This is a genomic window from Bacillus cereus group sp. MYBK30-2 (assembly GCF_051915945.1).
Taxonomy (GTDB): Bacteria; Bacillota; Bacilli; order Bacillales; family Bacillaceae_G; genus Bacillus_A; species Bacillus_A paramycoides.
On sequence record NZ_JBQAFR010000017.1, the window covers coordinates 1 to 15,556 of the forward strand.

Consider the following 15,556-nt stretch of genomic DNA (forward strand, 5'->3'; position numbering starts at 1 on the left):
GTTCATCCTGAGCCAGGATCAAACTCTCCAATAAAGTTAGTTTGTCTAGCATCTAAAAATAAAAATTGACGTTTCACGTTGTTTGTTTCGTTCAGTTTTCAAAGAACTTGTTTGCCGCTCATTTGCGACTCCCTTATGTTAACATTTTCATGTTTCAATGTCAACTAAGTTTTTTTATTTCGTTTGTCGCTTTCTGCGTTGTTGCTATCGGCGACTCGTATAATACTACACCTCTAAACTCTAATCGTCAATATGTTTTTCTAAAAAAATATAAAAAGACTTATTTCTTTTAAAATAAGCCTTTTTATCATATAACATTCTATTCATTTATTATTTTTCTATAATTGGTAACGAGACGATAAATTGAATAATACCATCCTCATATTCAGCTCGAATACTACCACCTTGCAATTCAACAATACTTTTCGCAATAGCTAATCCAAGGCCCGACCCTTCTGTTACTCTACTTCTAGATTGATCTTTCTTATAAAAGCGTTCAAACAAACTCGCTAACTCTTCTCTCGTAAACTCTTCACTATGATTCGCAATTACAATTTGTATATCCCGGCGCTGCCTTTGAAGAGAAACTTTTATCTCCCCATCATCTTTACTATACTTAATCGCGTTCATTAATAGATTATCAAATACACGGACCATCTTTTCCGAATCAATCGCTGCATAGGCACGTTCCTCAGGAAACTTCTTAACAAATGTAAGTCCATGCTCTTCCGCCTGTGGTACTAACTCTTCTATTAATTGCTCAAGCAACTCATTTACACATACTTCTTGTTTTTCTAACACAACTTGTTCATTCGTTAACTTCGTATACTCAAATAAATCTTCTATTAAATTCTTTAACTGTTCCGACTTCGCAAAAGCAATTCTCGTATACTCATCATGTTGTTCTTTGTTTTCATATTTAGAATCTCGAAGTAATCGTAAATAACCCATAATAGAAGTAAGTGGCGTACGTAAATCATGAGATACATTCGTAATAAGCTCGTTTTTCTGCTTTTCTAACTTACGCTCTTTTTCTATATTATTCATAAGCTCTTCTGCCATATTGTTAATATTCTCAGTTAAAGCTGCAATCTCATCTTCACCTTTTTTCTCAATACGGTAAGCTAAGTTCCCCTTTTCTATTTCCTTTACACCTTCTGCCATCGCTTCAATTTGCTTCATCTTTCTCTTTGTTATATAGAAGAAAGAGAAAATGAATACAAGTACACCTATGAAAAATGGAAACGGTCCTTCTTGCGTATCATATATTACTTCACCACCTGGAATCCCACTAACAAACATGTATAAATTCTTTCCTTCAATTGTAATAGGTGAAAAAGCTATAAATTCTTTTCTCGTATTTTCAAATACATTTCGACCATTTGAATAGTTGATCGCAAATGATGCTGCATTACGAATCGTATTATGCAAATCGATTTGCTCTTCTTGCGCCTGCTTCGTTTTATATAAAACTTTACCACTCTCATCCGTAACCAATATTTTTAAAGCTCTATTTCCTCGCTCTAAATTTTGATTCTCCATTTCGATCATATTGGATATAGCTTCTAATTTATTTTCATGAACCGAACTATTTGCCGCTCTTTGAGCTTGGTAATTAATTTGTTCCATACCAGCCCGATAATCGATAGTTGCTTGACGATTCGCATTCTCAAAAAATGGTGCAGCTCCCTTTGCAAAAAAAACTCCTAATAACGCACAAGCAGCAAAAGTAGTAACCAATTGAATTCTTATACTCTTTCGTACGCTCTTTACTAATTTCTCAATTAATTGTCTTGTTTTCCTCACATAAGTAAATGGATTAAATATCTTTTTCAATCTTATACCCCACTCCCCATACTGTTTTTATATATCTAGGTTTCCTTGGATTCTCCTCAATCTTTTCACGTACTTTTCGAATATGAACCATTACAGTATTATCAGACTGGAAAGATCGTTCGTTCCAAACCTTTTCATAAATTTGCTCCGCGCTAAAGACCATACCTGGATTACGGGCTAGCAATTCTAAAATTGAAAATTCCCTCGGAGTTAGCTTTACTTCTTCCCCTTCTACAATAACCTTATGGGTCGAAATGTTTATTTTCATCTCTCCAATTTCTAACTCGTCCTCATTTTGTATAGCGAAACCATTCATTTTCATATAACGACGTAACTGGGATTTAATTCTTGCGATCAATTCTAACGGATTAAACGGCTTCGTTACATAATCATCTGCACCTGTTGTTAACCCTAAAATTTTATCCATATCTTGCGTTTTCGCCGAAAGCATAATAATCGGCATTTCTTTCGCTTCCCTTACTTTCATACACATATGAATACCATCTACTTTCGGCATCATAATATCTAATACGACTAAATGTACTTCATTTTCTTCTAATATGCGTAACCCTTCTTCTCCGTCCCCTGCCTGTAAAACTTTATATCCTTCATTCTTTAAATAGATCGTAATTAAATTCCGAATTTCTTTTTCATCATCTACGACAAGTATTGTTTCGTGTGCCACAATATCTCCCCCATCACTTTTTTAATCCCTAACTTCTATTATAGGAAAACTTCTGAAGAAAAACGCTCGGAAATCCTTAAGATTTTCTGAAGACGCAAAAAAGGTCTAGACTCCCCTTAAGTCTAGACCTTTGAAAAACCCCTTCTATTTACGAACGTAGATGAAATATAGTACGAATAAAACTCCCATAACATACATAATTGGATGAACTTCTTTACGGCGACCACTCACAACCATTGTAATTGGATAGAAGATAAATCCAATCGCAATCCCTGTTGCGATACTATACGTAAGTGGCATAGAAATGATTGTAAAGAAAGCTGGTACTGCAATCTCGAATTTATTCCAATCAATTTCTCCTAAAGAAGAAACCATTAAAATCCCTACAATAATTAAAGCTGGCGCCGTTACAGCTGGCGTCACAACACTTAGTAATGGTGAGAAGAAAAGTGCTAGCAAGAAGAATCCCGCTGTTACAACTGCTGTAAATCCAGAACGCCCTCCCGCTGCTACCCCCGCAGACGATTCAATGTAAGACGTCGTAGTAGATGTACCTAGAATTGCACCAATTACAGTTGCTATCGCATCTGCAAATAACGCTTTTCCTGCACGTGGTAATTTATTGTTCTTCATTAATCCTGCTTGATTCGCAACCGCTACAAGCGTACCTGCAGTATCAAAGAAATCGATAAAGAAGAACGTTATAATAACAATCCCCATTTGAACAGTGAAAATGTCTCCAAAGTGAGTTAACGCTACCCCGAACGTTGGTTCTAGACTCGGTATTGCTCCCACTACAGCTTTCGGTGTATCAATTAATCCAGTTGCTACTCCTAAGATTGCTGTAAGGATCATACCGTAGAAAACTGCACCATTTATTTTCTTAATCATGAAAATGATTGTAGTAACAACTCCAAAAATCGCTAGTAACGTTGTGCCCTTTGTTAAATCCCCCAATCCAACAAGAACTGCATCGTTTTTTACGATAATTCCGGCATTTTGAAATCCAAGGAAGGCAATGAATAATCCGATACCTGCTGCTACCGCAAATTTTAACTCTGCTGGAATAGCATTAATGATCTTTTCACGAATACCTGAAGCAGTAAGAATAATAAAGATAATACCTGACATTAATGTTCCAGCAATTGCTGTTTGCCATGGAATACCCATCGTTAACACTGCTGTATAAGCAAAGAACGCGTTAATTCCCATACCTGGTGCTAAAGCAATTGGATACTTTGCGAAAATACCCATAATTAACGAACCAATCGCTGCTGCTAATGCTGTAGCAACGAATACTGCACCTGGATCCATCCCTGTACCTGCTGGTAACCCTTTAACATTTCCAAGTGACAGCGTAGCAGGATTGACAAATAGTACGTAAGCCATAGATAGAAATGTCGTTAACCCTGCTATGAACTCAGTCTTATAATTCGTACCGAGCTCATCAAACTGAAAATAGCGTTTCATCCTACGTTTCCCCCGTTATATGATTACTCGCCGCATTTCACCCTAGCCCTCTTTTATCTATAAAAATAAAAAAGGCTTCCATTGCATATACATGGAAGCGTTCTATAAACAAAGACAAGTTTCCCCTCATCTTTATAAAAACGCCTCGTAGTCAAGCCATTTACGGTAGCTAGGTAGAAACTTTCGGGCCATATCCCCGATATTATACGACGGCTATAATATTCACTTTTCGTATCAATTACATAATCATATTAACTCGAGGCGGTGGTTTTGTCAATTTAAAAACGAACATTTTTATAAATTACCTTAATTTCGTTCGTATTAATAGCAAAAACAAAAAGATCCATCTATACATAAACGATAGATGGATCTTTTTTATTATAATACTATTCCCACTCGATAGTTGCTGGTGGCTTACTCGTTACATCATACACGATACGGTTAACGTGTTTTACTTCGTTTACGATACGTACAGAGATTTTCTCTAATACGTCCCAAGGGATACGTGCCCAGTCAGCTGTCATACCGTCGATAGATGTTACCGCACGGATACCTACTGTGTAATCGTAAGTACGCTCGTCACCCATAACACCTACGCTACGCATACCAGGAAGCGCAGTGAAGTATTGCCAGATTTCGCGGTCTAATCCTGCTTTTATAATTTCTTCACGTAAAATCGCATCAGATTCACGAACGATTTCTAATTTCTCTTCTGTGATTTCACCTAATACACGAATACCAAGTCCTGGACCTGGGAATGGTTGACGCCATACGATTTCATCAGGAATTCCTAGTTCTGATCCTAATACGCGTACTTCATCTTTAAATAAAGTGTTTAAAGGCTCAATTAATTTGAACTGCATGTCTTCTGGAAGTCCACCAACGTTATGGTGAGATTTAATTGTTTGTGCAGTTGCTGTACCACTTTCAACGATGTCTGTGTAAAGTGTACCTTGCGCTAAGAAGTCCATACCTTGTAATTTAGAAGCTTCATCATCAAATACGTAAATGAATTCGTTACCGATAATTTTACGTTTTTGTTCTGGATCTTCTACACCTTTTAACTTGTTCATGAAGCGTTCTTGTGCATCCACTTTAATAACGTTCATATGGAAGCCTTCGCTAAATGTTTTCATAACGCCTTCTGCTTCACCTTTACGAAGTAAGCCGTGGTCAACGAAAATACATGTTAATTGGTCACCGATTGCTTTATGAATTAATACTGCTACAACAGAAGAGTCTACACCGCCACTAAGTGCGCATAGTACTTTTTTGTCTCCAACAGTTTCACGGATCTTCTCTAATTCTACTTCGATAAAGTTCTCCATGTTCCATCCTTCAGAACAACCACATACGCCGAATACGAAGTTTTTAATTAAATCGTTACCGTGCTCAGAGTGACGTACTTCTGGGTGGAATTGTACACCGTATAAGTTTTTCTCTTCATTGCTCATACCAGCAATTGGACAAGACTCACTTGTTGCATCTACTACGAATCCTTCAGGTAAACCAGTTACTAAGTCACCATGACTCATCCATACAACTTGCTCTTCTGGAAGGTTCGCATATAATTTTGATTCGTTCTCTACTTTAAGAACAGCTTTTCCGTACTCACGGTGGTTTGCACGCTCTACTTTACCACCGAAGTGTTGTGTCATAAGCTGCATACCGTAACAAATACCGAAAATCGGTAATCCTAGTTCAAAGATTTTTTCATCACAATGTAATGCACCTTCACCGTATACACTGTTTGGTCCACCTGAGAAAATAATCCCTTTTGGATTCATTGCTTTAATTTCTTCTGCAGTAATTGTATGCGGATGAAGTTCACTGTATACACCGAACTCACGAATTCGACGTGCTATTAACTGATTGTACTGACTCCCAAAATCTAAAACGATAATTGTATCGTGTTGCTTCTTCAAAATAATCACCCCAACGTTAGTTCTCGTATATAAATATTTTCACCAATTTGGCGAAAAGCATTACCAATATAATAAAAAAAGCCAGTCCTCCGCCTCTAGTCTCATAACAAAGAAAAGGCAGGGGTCTGGCTTTATAAAGAAAGATAGTCTCCGCTCTTTATAAATATAAGACACACTGCCTTCATAGTCAGGTTGTTTGCGGTAACCCGGTAGAGACTCTCAAACCATATCATTGAGGATATATGAAGGATCGTTTTATATTATCTTCCTAGATTCTAACAATGAAGTATCAATATGGTCAAGAGAGAAAGCGACAAAATTCTACAGAAATTATTTTCCTTTTCTCAAAAACACAAAAAAACATCCACTTCTATATAGAAGTGGATGTTTTTCGAGCGAACGGAATTACATCATTCCGCCCATACCACCCATGCCCATGCCGCCCATGTCAGGCATTGCTGGTGCATTTGGTTCTGGCTTATCAGCAACTACAGCTTCAGTTGTTAAGAACATAGCTGCAACAGATGCTGCGTTTTGAAGTGCAGAACGAGTTACTTTTGCTGGATCTACGATACCAGACTCAAGCATGTTTACCCATTCGCCAGTAGCTGCGTTGAAACCAACGCCTACTTTTTCGCCTTTTAGGCGCTCTACAACTACAGATCCTTCTAGACCAGCGTTGATTGCGATTTGACGAACCGGCTCTTCTAACGCACGAAGTACGATGTTGATACCTGTTGCTTCGTCGCCTTCAGCTACGATAGAAGCTACTTTCGTGTATACGTTCATAAGTGAAGTACCACCACCTGCAACGATACCTTCTTCTACTGCTGCACGAGTTGAGTTAAGTGCATCTTCAATGCGAAGTTTGCGCTCTTTTAACTCAGTTTCAGTTGCTGCACCTACTTTAATTACTGCTACGCCACCTGCAAGTTTTGCAAGACGCTCTTGTAATTTTTCACGATCGAATTCAGAAGTTGTTTCTTCTAATTGCGCACGGATTTGACCGATGCGAGCTTCGATTTGTTGTGCATTTCCAATACCTTCAACTACAGTTGTGTTTTCTTTCGTTACAACAATTTTACCAGCGCGTCCTAAAGATGCAACTGTAGCAGATTTTAAGTCACGTCCTAATTCTTCAGTGATTACTTCGCCACCAGTTAAGATTGCGATATCTTCTAGCATTGCTTTACGACGGTCACCAAATCCAGGAGCTTTAACAGCTACTACATTGAATGTACCACGAAGTTTGTTCACTACTAATGTAGCTAACGCTTCGCCTTCTACATCTTCAGCAATGATAAGAAGTGGTTTACCTTGTTGTACCACTTGCTCTAATACTGGTAAGATTTCTTGGATGTTAGAAATCTTCTTATCAGTAATTAAGATGTATGGGTTATCAAGAACTGCTTCCATTTTGTCAGAATCAGTAATCATGTAAGGAGATGCATATCCACGATCAAATTGCATACCTTCTACTACGTCTAATTCTGTTGTGAATCCTTTAGATTCTTCTAAAGTAATAACGCCGTCGTTACCAACGCGCTCCATTGCTTCAGCGATTAATTGACCTACTTCTTCGTCAGCAGCAGAAATAGCAGCTACTTGTGCGATTGAAGATTTACCTTCGATTGGTTTAGAAATCGTTTTTAATTCTTCAATTGCAACAGTAACAGCTTTTTCGATACCTTTACGAAGACCCATTGGGTTAGCACCAGCTGTTACGTTTTTTAAACCTTCACGAATCATAGCTTGCGCCAATACAGTTGCAGTTGTCGTTCCATCACCAGCTACGTCATTTGTTTTACTAGCAACTTCTGCTACTAATTTCGCACCCATGTTTTCGAATGCATCTTCTAATTCGATTTCTTTTGCAATTGTTACACCATCATTTGTAATAAGTGGTGAACCGAATTTTTTCTCAAGTACAACGTTACGACCTTTTGGTCCAAGTGTTACTTTTACTGCGTTTGCAAGAGTGTCGACACCGCGAAGCATCGAACGACGTGCTTCTTCACTAAATTTAATATCTTTTGCCATAATAATTGACCCCCTTGAATTTTTAAATGTATATAATTAACCAATAATTGCTAAAATGTCACTTTCACGTAAAATCAAGTAGTCTGTACCTTCGTATTTCACTTCAGTACCTGCATATTTTGAGAAGATGATAAGATCACCTGCTGCTACCTCTAAAGCAACACGCTCACCATTTTCAAGCACTCGACCAGTACCTACTGCAATAACTTTACCCTCTTGTGGTTTTTCTTTTGCAGTGTCTGGTAATACAATACCACTTGCTGTTTTTTCTTCTGCTTGAACAAGTTCAATTACAACGCGATCACCTAATGGCTTTAGCATGAACAATAACCTCCTCATTTTGTTATGTAAATTTTATTTATTAGCACTCAACTCTCCCGAGTGCTAACACACTTATAATAATAAATAATCTCAATTTCTTTTGCAAGTAAAAAAATCATAATTTTTTCGCAAATTACTATATAAACGTTTCTATATAGAATTGTTGTTTCTTCTACTACCTTTACTATATGAATCGTTGTTTCCACTTCTCGTATGTTACAATATGAAAGACACCCTAAGTTGTTTTCGCTACACGTACAACTTTTTCCTGTCTCCTATTTCATTTTTAAATACAGATTTACAAAAAAATCATAATACGATTGAACGTTTATATCACAGATAGGATATTTACATGTTATCCTACCTTATCTCATACACTAGAGTTAGAAAGGATGGTTAAGCCATTTGAAGAAACAATATTGGTGGATTATCGTTACATACATTTTAATGCAGTTATCTGGGATTGTTGGATTACCACTTCTCCTAAAAACAGGCCTCTATGATAATAGAGAATTTACCATTGAGGAAAAAGGTCAAATCATAACTGGCCATTGGGCAATCATTAGCTTCTTTATTGCATTATGTATCGTACTTTGGTTACTTAAAACAGATATTCGTGACCGGCATTTAGATAAAATGCGCTCTTCTGCTCCAGCTACAATTGGATGGATTATTATCGGGTTCTTCTTAGCACTGTTCTCACAAAGTATTGCCGGTATGATTGAAATGCGTTTATTAGGGATTACACCTGGATCTGAGAATACAGCAAGGCTTATGGACATCGCAAGAACGACACCTTGGTTCCTTATTGTTATATCTATAATAGGGCCTATTTTAGAAGAAATCGTATTTAGAAAAATTTTATTTGGCACACTTTATAAGAAGTTTAACTTCTTTATTGCAGCTATCATTAGTTCGCTTGTATTCGCGGCGATTCATTTTGATTTTACTCACTTATTGGTATACACTTCTATGGGGCTCGTATTCGCCTTTTTATACGTAAAAACGAAACGAATTATCGTTCCTATTGCAGCTCATGTTGCAATGAATACATTAGTTGCAGTCGCTCAAGTTGTAGTAAGTAATGAGCACATTCAAGAAATGATTAAAGAAGCTGAAAAAATGCAAGGCTTTATCGGAGGATTTTTAATATGAGAAACTCACCATTGTTCATGGCTGCATTGTACTTCCTTCTTGGGTGTGTCTTCACACGCTTCGCCATTACGAACGTGACAGATACAATCTGGAATATGTGGACAATACTATTTGCAGTTATGGCAACAATTGATTTCAATTTGGCACTTCGCCTTATCTTAGTTAAATTCACAAAGAAAAAACAATAATAAAACGCAGAGGTTGTCTCCTCTGCGTTTTATTGTGGATAATTTTTCAAAAAGTAAACAAGCGTTTGTAACTCTACAGCTAGATCAATATGATGAATTCTTATATTCTCTGACACATTTAATCGTGCTGGCGTGAAATTTAAAATACCATGCACGTTCGTTTCTGCCAATCTATCTGCCACAGCTTGCGCTACTGTAGCGGGTACCGTTAATATTGCCACTTGTATATCAGTTGATAAACGCTCCTCTAATTCATCTAAATGATATACAGGAATTCCTCCGATTTCTGTTCCAACTTTCTCTTCACTAACGTCAAACGCCATTTCAATTTTTGTATTATTGTTTTTCGTGAAATTATAATGTAAGAAAGCGGTCCCTAAATTACCTACTCCAATAAGCGCTACACGTGTAATATCATCTTGGTCAAGTGTTTCACGGAAAAATGATAATAAATAATTCACGTTATATCCATACCCTTTTTTCCCTAACGCTCCAAAGTATGAGAAATCTCTTCGAATAGTTGCGGAATCAACCTTTACCGCTTCACTCAATTCGGCTGATGAAACACGTTGCTTACCAGAAAGAGATAAGTTTTGGATAAATCGATAGTATAGAGGCAATCGTTTAGCAGTGGCCTGTGGAATTTTCTGCTGATCCATATAACCTCTCCTCTCTTCCTATCTTTATTCATATACTTGAATCAAATTCAGAAGTTTAGCACTCATGAATTTCCTTGTATAATAAAGAGAAGAAGTATTCTCTCTTTATTTTAAACTATACACTATTTTTAGTATGATTGAGAAATATAAACATGGCAAAGTTAAGAAATTATTTGAGGTGAAAACATTGATTTTATTACAAGTGAATGGGCTTTCGAAATTATACGGTGCAGAAACAATTCTTGCAAACATAAAATTGGAAGTACAAACAAAAGATCGTATCGCATTAGTCGGCCGAAATGGGGCCGGGAAATCTACATTATTAAAAATAATTGCCGGAGAGTTATCTCATGATGGTGGTGAAATTATAAAGCCGAAAGATGTCTCAATTGGGTATTTAGCTCAAAATACCGGATTAGAAACATCTTTAACAATTTGGGATGAAATGTTAACCGTCTTTACACATCTACAGCAAATGGAGACAAAACTTCGAAGGCTAGAGCAAGAGATGGGAAAAGAAGAAAACTTTTCAAATGCGGCTACATATGAGAGATTATTAGCTGATTATGACCAATTACAATTAGATTATAAAGATCAAGGTGGTTATCAGTACGAAGCGGATATCCGCTCAATTTTAAGTGGTCTTGGCTTCCCAGTTGAAACGCACCAGACGACAATTTCTACATTAAGTGGTGGACAAAAAACACGCTTAGCTCTTGGGAAATTATTATTAACTAAACCAGACTTACTTATTTTAGACGAGCCTACAAACCATTTGGACATTGAAACACTAACGTGGCTTGAACAATATTTACAAGGTTATCCTGGTGCGATTTTAATCGTTTCCCATGATCGCTATTTCTTAGATAAACTCGTTACACAAGTATACGAAATTTCTAATAAGGAAAGCAGACGATTTGTTGGTAACTACAGTAAATATTTAGACTTAAAATCAGCATTATATGAGCAAGAGATGAAACGTTATGAAAAACAACAAGATGAAATCGCTAAACTTGAAGACTTTGTTCAAAAAAATATCGCTCGTGCATCTACGACGAAACGCGCTCAAAGTCGCCGTAAACAATTAGACAGAATGGAATTATTAACTAGACCATTAGGTGATTCTAAATCAGCCTCCTTCCACTTCGATATTGAAAAACAAAGTGGAAATGATGTTTTGCAAGTAAAAGATGCAACTATTGGCTATGACGAGGAACCGATTATTGAACATGTAAATATGCGCTTAACTCGCGGTGACAGTGTTGCATTAGTTGGACCGAACGGAATTGGAAAATCCACATTATTAAAATCCATTGTGAATAAGTTACAGCTATTACACGGAGACGTTGCTTTCGGATCAAATGTATCTGTTGGTTATTATGATCAAGAGCAAGCCAACTTAACATCTTCTAAGCGAGTTTTAAATGAACTATGGGATGAATATCCCCTGCAACCCGAAAAAGAAATTCGCACTATACTAGGCAACTTTTTATTTACAGGGGATGATGTATTAAAACCAGTATCTTCTCTTAGTGGTGGACAAAAGGCTCGATTAGCTCTTGCAAAACTCATGATGCAAAAATCAAATTTATTAATTCTCGATGAGCCAACGAACCATCTTGATTTAAATAGTAAAGAAATTTTGGAGAATGCTTTAATTGATTATCCAGGTACTCTTCTATTCGTCTCACATGACCGCTACTTTATTAATCGCGTAACGACAACCGTTGTTGAGTTATCAACAGAAGGTGCACAAGAATATTTAGGTGATTACGATTACTACGTTGAAAAGAAAAATGAAATGATTGAGCGTGCAGAATTTGAACAACAAGAAGATGAAGTACCTGTTCAAAAAGTAGTTGCACAAGAAAAATTAAATTATCTCGAAGAAAAAGAACGCAAAAAGTTAGAGCGTCAACGTACTCGAAAAATTGAAGAACTAGAACAAAATATCTTAGGCTTAGAAGAAGAAATTGCTACATTAGAAGATCAGCTTTGCTTACCAGAAATATATGCAGATTATGAAAAGGCTAGTGAAATTACAACTAAAAAGCACACACTACAAGAACAACTTGAAGCTTGTATGGCAGAATGGGAAGAACTACATTTATAAAATAGCTCTAACAAGGTAACTTAATTGACTAAAGTTACCTTGTTTTTTATTTCCCCAAAAAGAATATATTTAAAGGTCAGACTTCACCTGATTTATCCACAAGTTTATGCACATATCCACCTTTATAATATAAACCCCCAAATAACTTTTCCACATTATCCACAACCGAACGAAAAGTTATACACATTTTATGTACACAAAAAAACCCGTATTATCAACAGATAATACGGGTTTTATCCACAATCTGTGGTTAATTTTGTGTATAACTATGCTTCAATATCTAATCCTGGATTTGCATTTAAAGCTAATGTCGCGCGTTTTCCTTGTTCGTATGCAATTGTACCTGCAGCCGCAATCATCGCTGCATTATCTGTGCATAAAGATAGAGGCGGAATAATTAGCTCAATATTTTCTTTTTGTGCAAATTCTGCCTCTAAACGTGCACGAAGCCCTTTATTAGCAGCTACTCCACCAGCAAGAAGCACTTGCTTTACATTATAAGCATCTGCTGCACGAGACGCTTTCGTTACAAGTACATCTATTACGCTCTCTTGGAAACTTGCTGCTAAATCTTCCGGTGCAATTTCTATACCGCGTTGTTTTGCGTTATGCACAGTGTTGATAACTGCTGATTTTAATCCACTAAAGCTGAAATCATACGAATCAGGTTCTAGCCACGCACGAGGCAAATCAATTGTTGGTTTTCCTTCATGCGCAAGGCGATCAATATGAGGACCACCTGGATAAGGCATTGATAATGTACGGGCCACTTTATCGTAAGCTTCTCCCGCTGCATCATCTCGCGTTTCACCAATCACTTCAAATGAACCATGTTCTTTCATATAAACGAGCTCTGTATGCCCACCAGATACAACAAGTGATAGTAACGGGAATTGCACTTCTTTTACTAAACGGTTCGCATAAATATGGCCAGCGATATGATGAACACCAACTAGAGGAATATCATGAGCAAAGGCCACTGCTTTTGCTGCATTTACACCTATTAAAAGCGCACCAACCAAACCTGGCCCTTCCGTTACAGCAATTGCATCAATATCCTCAAAAGTGATGTTCGCTTCTTTTAAAGCTTCTTCTAACACAACTGTAATTTCTTCTACATGATGACGGGATGCAATCTCTGGTACAACTCCGCCAAAACGCTTATGACTTTCAATTTGTGATGCAACGACGTTCGCAATGATTTCCGTTCCATTTTTAACAACCGCTACCGCTGTCTCATCACAGCTTGTTTCAATACCAAGTATAATCGTATTTTTTTCCATTATATATTCACCCACATTACAAGACCATCTTCCTGATTGTCTGCATAGTATCGTTTACGAATCCCACCATTTTGAAATCCGTATTTCCTGTATAACTGCTTTGCTACTTCATTTGACACGCGTACTTCAAGCGTCATTGTTTTTACTCCTAATCCTTTCGCTTCAGAAATGACTTCTTTCAATAAGGCATCTCCTAGCTTTTGACCTCTGTATTCTGGCAGGATAGCTATATTTGTTATATGTGATTCATCAAGAATTATCCACAATCCACAATATCCAATTACGAGACCATCTTTTTCTAACACAACATAATGTGCATGTTCATTCGTCTCTAATTCACGGTGAAAGGCATCTGCAGTCCAAGGAGTTGAAAAAGATACTTCTTCAATAGCTACAATTTGAGCAATATCATCGAGTGCCATCTTTCTAAATATCATATCCATTTTCTATAGACCCCTAATTCTTTTGACTTTCTAACCATTTTGTTTCAGCTTCGGCTAAACGAAGGTAACTAGGAACAAACGTATGCACATCCTGCTCTTCTTTTTGTAATCCTAAGAATGCTAACTCACTTGGTCTTGGGTTATTCTTAGTAAATGGAGCAAATACAGCTTGATCACCTAAATGTTCTACAATTGTTTCTTTATGCAATTTAACATCGTTACCAATAAATAGAACAGGTTGCCCTTTATCTTTTAACATTTGCAACCAATCAACAATAAGAACAATTCGGTCTTCTTCTATAGAAGTTAAATTCTCTCCTTCATATGTATATAACCCAGTATAAATTTGCCCACGTCGTCCATCGAATAAAGGACAGATTAATCCATTAAAATTAACACCGTTTGCAGCCACTACTTCTAAACTTGATACACCTACAATCGGTATTTGAAGTGACCAAGCTAATGTTTTTGCAGCTGTTACCCCTATACGAACACCTGTATATGATCCTGGTCCAGCTGCTACAACGATTTTAGTCAATTCTTTCGGTTTTACACCACATTCTTTTAATAGTTGTTCTACAGCTGGCATAAGGCGTACAGAATGGTTTTTTGTTAAATTTGTAATGATTTCCCCAATCACGTTGTCTTCCTCAATAAGGGATACGCCCATTACGTAATTTGAAGTATCAATTGCTAGTACTTTCATCTTGTAATAGCTCCTCACATAATCTAATATAGCGATTTCCAATTGGCTCGAGTACAATTTTCCTTGTATCGTCTCCAGCATGGAATAAGCTAATTTGTAACTTCTCATTCGGTAAATATGCTTCTATTAAATGAGCCCATTCTACTACTGTAATCCCTTCACCATAGAAATACTCATCAAATCCTAAATCTTCCTCACTTTCCGCTAAACGATACACGTCCATATGATATAGCGGTAATCTTCCTTTATATTCTTTAATAATATTGAAGGTAGGACTATTTACGACTCTTTTCACTCCAAGACCTTTTGCTAATCCTTTTGTAAAAGTCGTCTTGCCAGCTCCAAGATCACCTTCTAAAATAATTACATCTTGTGCCTTTACAAGTCCCCCTAATTTTTCTGATAATCTCTGGGTTTCTTCGGAAGATTTTGTTGTTATTTCATATTTACTCACAGACTTCACCTACTTTACTCACAATGTTCTCTGCTCTTTATTATACAGGTTTTGAATATATAAAAAAGTCCTTAGGAGTTTTCCTAAGGATAGTTTGACTGTCTTTATTAGTTTTGTTAAAACAAATAAAAAAATACGAAACAACTTGTTTCGTTCTTTTCTTTATATAAAATGGCGGTCCCGACCGGGGTCGAACCGGCGATCTCCTGCGTGACAGGCAGGCATGTTAACCACTACACCACGGGACCATTTGGTTGCGGGGACAGGATTTGAACCTG

The 15,556-nt window shown here is 37.0% G+C and carries 14 protein-coding genes, 1 tRNA gene and 2 riboswitches; of the genes, 3 read left to right on the plus strand and 12 right to left on the minus strand.

The features are described from left to right. Nucleotides 1–330: 330 nt before the first annotated feature. The 6 genes from ampS to groES form a co-directional block, all read right to left on the minus strand. Nucleotides 331–1,836, minus strand: a complete 1,506-nt coding sequence (ampS, locus tag ACTFQM_RS27050) for an aminopeptidase AmpS (protein ID WP_440037008.1) — start codon at nucleotides 1,834–1,836, stop codon at nucleotides 331–333. Further along, nucleotides 1,820–2,521, minus strand: coding sequence for a response regulator transcription factor (locus tag ACTFQM_RS27055; protein WP_025149405.1), 702 nt, complete (start codon nucleotides 2,519–2,521; stop codon nucleotides 1,820–1,822). Before ACTFQM_RS27055 ends, ampS begins: the two co-directional genes overlap by 17 nt. A gap of 144 nt (nucleotides 2,522–2,665) precedes the next feature. Further along, complete coding sequence (locus ACTFQM_RS27060; RefSeq protein WP_025149406.1) at nucleotides 2,666–3,991, minus strand: NCS2 family permease; 1,326 nt, start codon at nucleotides 3,989–3,991, stop codon at nucleotides 2,666–2,668. A gap of 128 nt (nucleotides 3,992–4,119) precedes the next feature. Continuing rightward, a riboswitch (purine riboswitch) is annotated at nucleotides 4,120–4,221 on the minus strand. A 156-nt stretch (nucleotides 4,222–4,377) separates the two neighbouring features. Beyond that, nucleotides 4,378–5,916, minus strand: coding sequence for a glutamine-hydrolyzing GMP synthase (gene guaA, locus ACTFQM_RS27065; RefSeq protein WP_000743914.1), 1,539 nt, complete (start codon nucleotides 5,914–5,916; stop codon nucleotides 4,378–4,380). A 164-nt stretch (nucleotides 5,917–6,080) separates the two neighbouring features. Further along, nucleotides 6,081–6,182: riboswitch (purine riboswitch) on the minus strand. A gap of 139 nt (nucleotides 6,183–6,321) precedes the next feature. Continuing rightward, the gene (gene groL, locus ACTFQM_RS27070; RefSeq protein ID WP_098308537.1) at nucleotides 6,322–7,956 is read right to left on the minus strand and encodes a chaperonin GroEL; all 1,635 of its coding nucleotides are present in this window, start codon (nucleotides 7,954–7,956) and stop codon (nucleotides 6,322–6,324) included. A gap of 36 nt (nucleotides 7,957–7,992) precedes the next feature. Continuing rightward, nucleotides 7,993–8,277: a co-chaperone GroES gene (gene groES / locus ACTFQM_RS27075; RefSeq protein ID WP_000917305.1), complete on the minus strand. Its 285-nt coding sequence runs from the start codon at nucleotides 8,275–8,277 to the stop codon at nucleotides 7,993–7,995. A gap of 405 nt (nucleotides 8,278–8,682) precedes the next feature. Here groES and ACTFQM_RS27080 point away from each other — a divergent pair, with 405 nt between their 5' ends. Beyond that, the gene (locus ACTFQM_RS27080; RefSeq protein WP_025149408.1) at nucleotides 8,683–9,432 is read left to right on the plus strand and encodes a CPBP family intramembrane glutamic endopeptidase; all 750 of its coding nucleotides are present in this window, start codon (nucleotides 8,683–8,685) and stop codon (nucleotides 9,430–9,432) included. Further along, a complete protein-coding gene (locus ACTFQM_RS27085; RefSeq protein ID WP_025149409.1) occupies nucleotides 9,429–9,620 on the plus strand; it encodes a YdiK family protein in 192 nt (63 codons plus the stop codon). The genes ACTFQM_RS27080 and ACTFQM_RS27085 overlap by 4 nt, the downstream gene beginning before the upstream one ends. Nucleotides 9,621–9,649: 29 nt before the next feature. On the opposite strand, the gene ACTFQM_RS27090 is transcribed toward ACTFQM_RS27085, so the two are convergent. Then, nucleotides 9,650–10,279 carry a redox-sensing transcriptional repressor Rex gene (locus ACTFQM_RS27090; protein WP_002174584.1) on the minus strand — a complete coding sequence of 210 codons (630 nt, stop codon included), beginning with the start codon at nucleotides 10,277–10,279 and terminating at the stop codon, nucleotides 9,650–9,652. 187 nt (nucleotides 10,280–10,466) lie between these two features. Here ACTFQM_RS27090 and ACTFQM_RS27095 point away from each other — a divergent pair, with 187 nt between their 5' ends. Next, a complete protein-coding gene (locus tag ACTFQM_RS27095; protein WP_240184482.1) occupies nucleotides 10,467–12,392 on the plus strand; it encodes an ABC-F family ATP-binding cassette domain-containing protein in 1,926 nt (641 codons plus the stop codon). Nucleotides 12,393–12,658: 266 nt separating this feature from the next. On the opposite strand, the gene tsaD is transcribed toward ACTFQM_RS27095, so the two are convergent. From tsaD to ACTFQM_RS27120, 5 genes are all read right to left on the minus strand, one after another. Then, on the minus strand, nucleotides 12,659–13,675 hold the full coding sequence (gene tsaD, locus ACTFQM_RS27100) for a tRNA (adenosine(37)-N6)-threonylcarbamoyltransferase complex transferase subunit TsaD (protein ID WP_025149411.1): 1,017 nt from the start codon (nucleotides 13,673–13,675) through the stop codon (nucleotides 12,659–12,661). Beyond that, nucleotides 13,675–14,118 (minus strand): ribosomal protein S18-alanine N-acetyltransferase, encoded by a 444-nt coding sequence (rimI, locus tag ACTFQM_RS27105; protein WP_327918201.1) that lies wholly within the window; start codon nucleotides 14,116–14,118, stop codon nucleotides 13,675–13,677. The genes tsaD and rimI overlap by 1 nt, the downstream gene beginning before the upstream one ends. 13 nt (nucleotides 14,119–14,131) lie before the next feature. Then, nucleotides 14,132–14,824, minus strand: a complete 693-nt coding sequence (gene tsaB, locus ACTFQM_RS27110; RefSeq protein WP_098308531.1) for a tRNA (adenosine(37)-N6)-threonylcarbamoyltransferase complex dimerization subunit type 1 TsaB — start codon at nucleotides 14,822–14,824, stop codon at nucleotides 14,132–14,134. Beyond that, nucleotides 14,805–15,278 (minus strand): tRNA (adenosine(37)-N6)-threonylcarbamoyltransferase complex ATPase subunit type 1 TsaE, encoded by a 474-nt coding sequence (gene tsaE / locus ACTFQM_RS27115; protein ID WP_002113433.1) that lies wholly within the window; start codon nucleotides 15,276–15,278, stop codon nucleotides 14,805–14,807. The genes tsaB and tsaE overlap by 20 nt, the downstream gene beginning before the upstream one ends. 172 nt (nucleotides 15,279–15,450) lie before the next feature. Then, a tRNA-Asp gene (locus ACTFQM_RS27120) sits at nucleotides 15,451–15,526 on the minus strand. Between the last annotated feature and the right edge of the window lie 30 nt (nucleotides 15,527–15,556).

Bases quoted from the DNA above. Each gene is read 5' to 3' on its own strand.
- tsaB (WP_098308531.1), bottom strand. From the start codon at position 14,824: ATGAAAGTACTAGCAATTGATACTTCAAATTACGTAATGGGCGTATCC.
- tsaD (WP_025149411.1), bottom strand. From the start codon at position 13,675: ATGGAAAAAAATACGATTATACTTGGTATTGAAACAAGCTGTGATGAG.
- groL (WP_098308537.1), bottom strand. From the start codon at position 7,956: ATGGCAAAAGATATTAAATTTAGTGAAGAAGCACGTCGTTCGATGCTT.
- rimI (WP_327918201.1), bottom strand. From the start codon at position 14,118: ATGGATATGATATTTAGAAAGATGGCACTCGATGATATTGCTCAAATT.
- ACTFQM_RS27060 (WP_025149406.1), bottom strand. From the start codon at position 3,991: ATGAAACGCTATTTTCAGTTTGATGAGCTCGGTACGAATTATAAGACT.
- ACTFQM_RS27090 (WP_002174584.1), bottom strand. From the start codon at position 10,279: ATGGATCAGCAGAAAATTCCACAGGCCACTGCTAAACGATTGCCTCTA.
- ACTFQM_RS27085 (WP_025149409.1), top strand. From the start codon at position 9,429: ATGAGAAACTCACCATTGTTCATGGCTGCATTGTACTTCCTTCTTGGG.
- groES (WP_000917305.1), bottom strand. From the start codon at position 8,277: ATGCTAAAGCCATTAGGTGATCGCGTTGTAATTGAACTTGTTCAAGCA.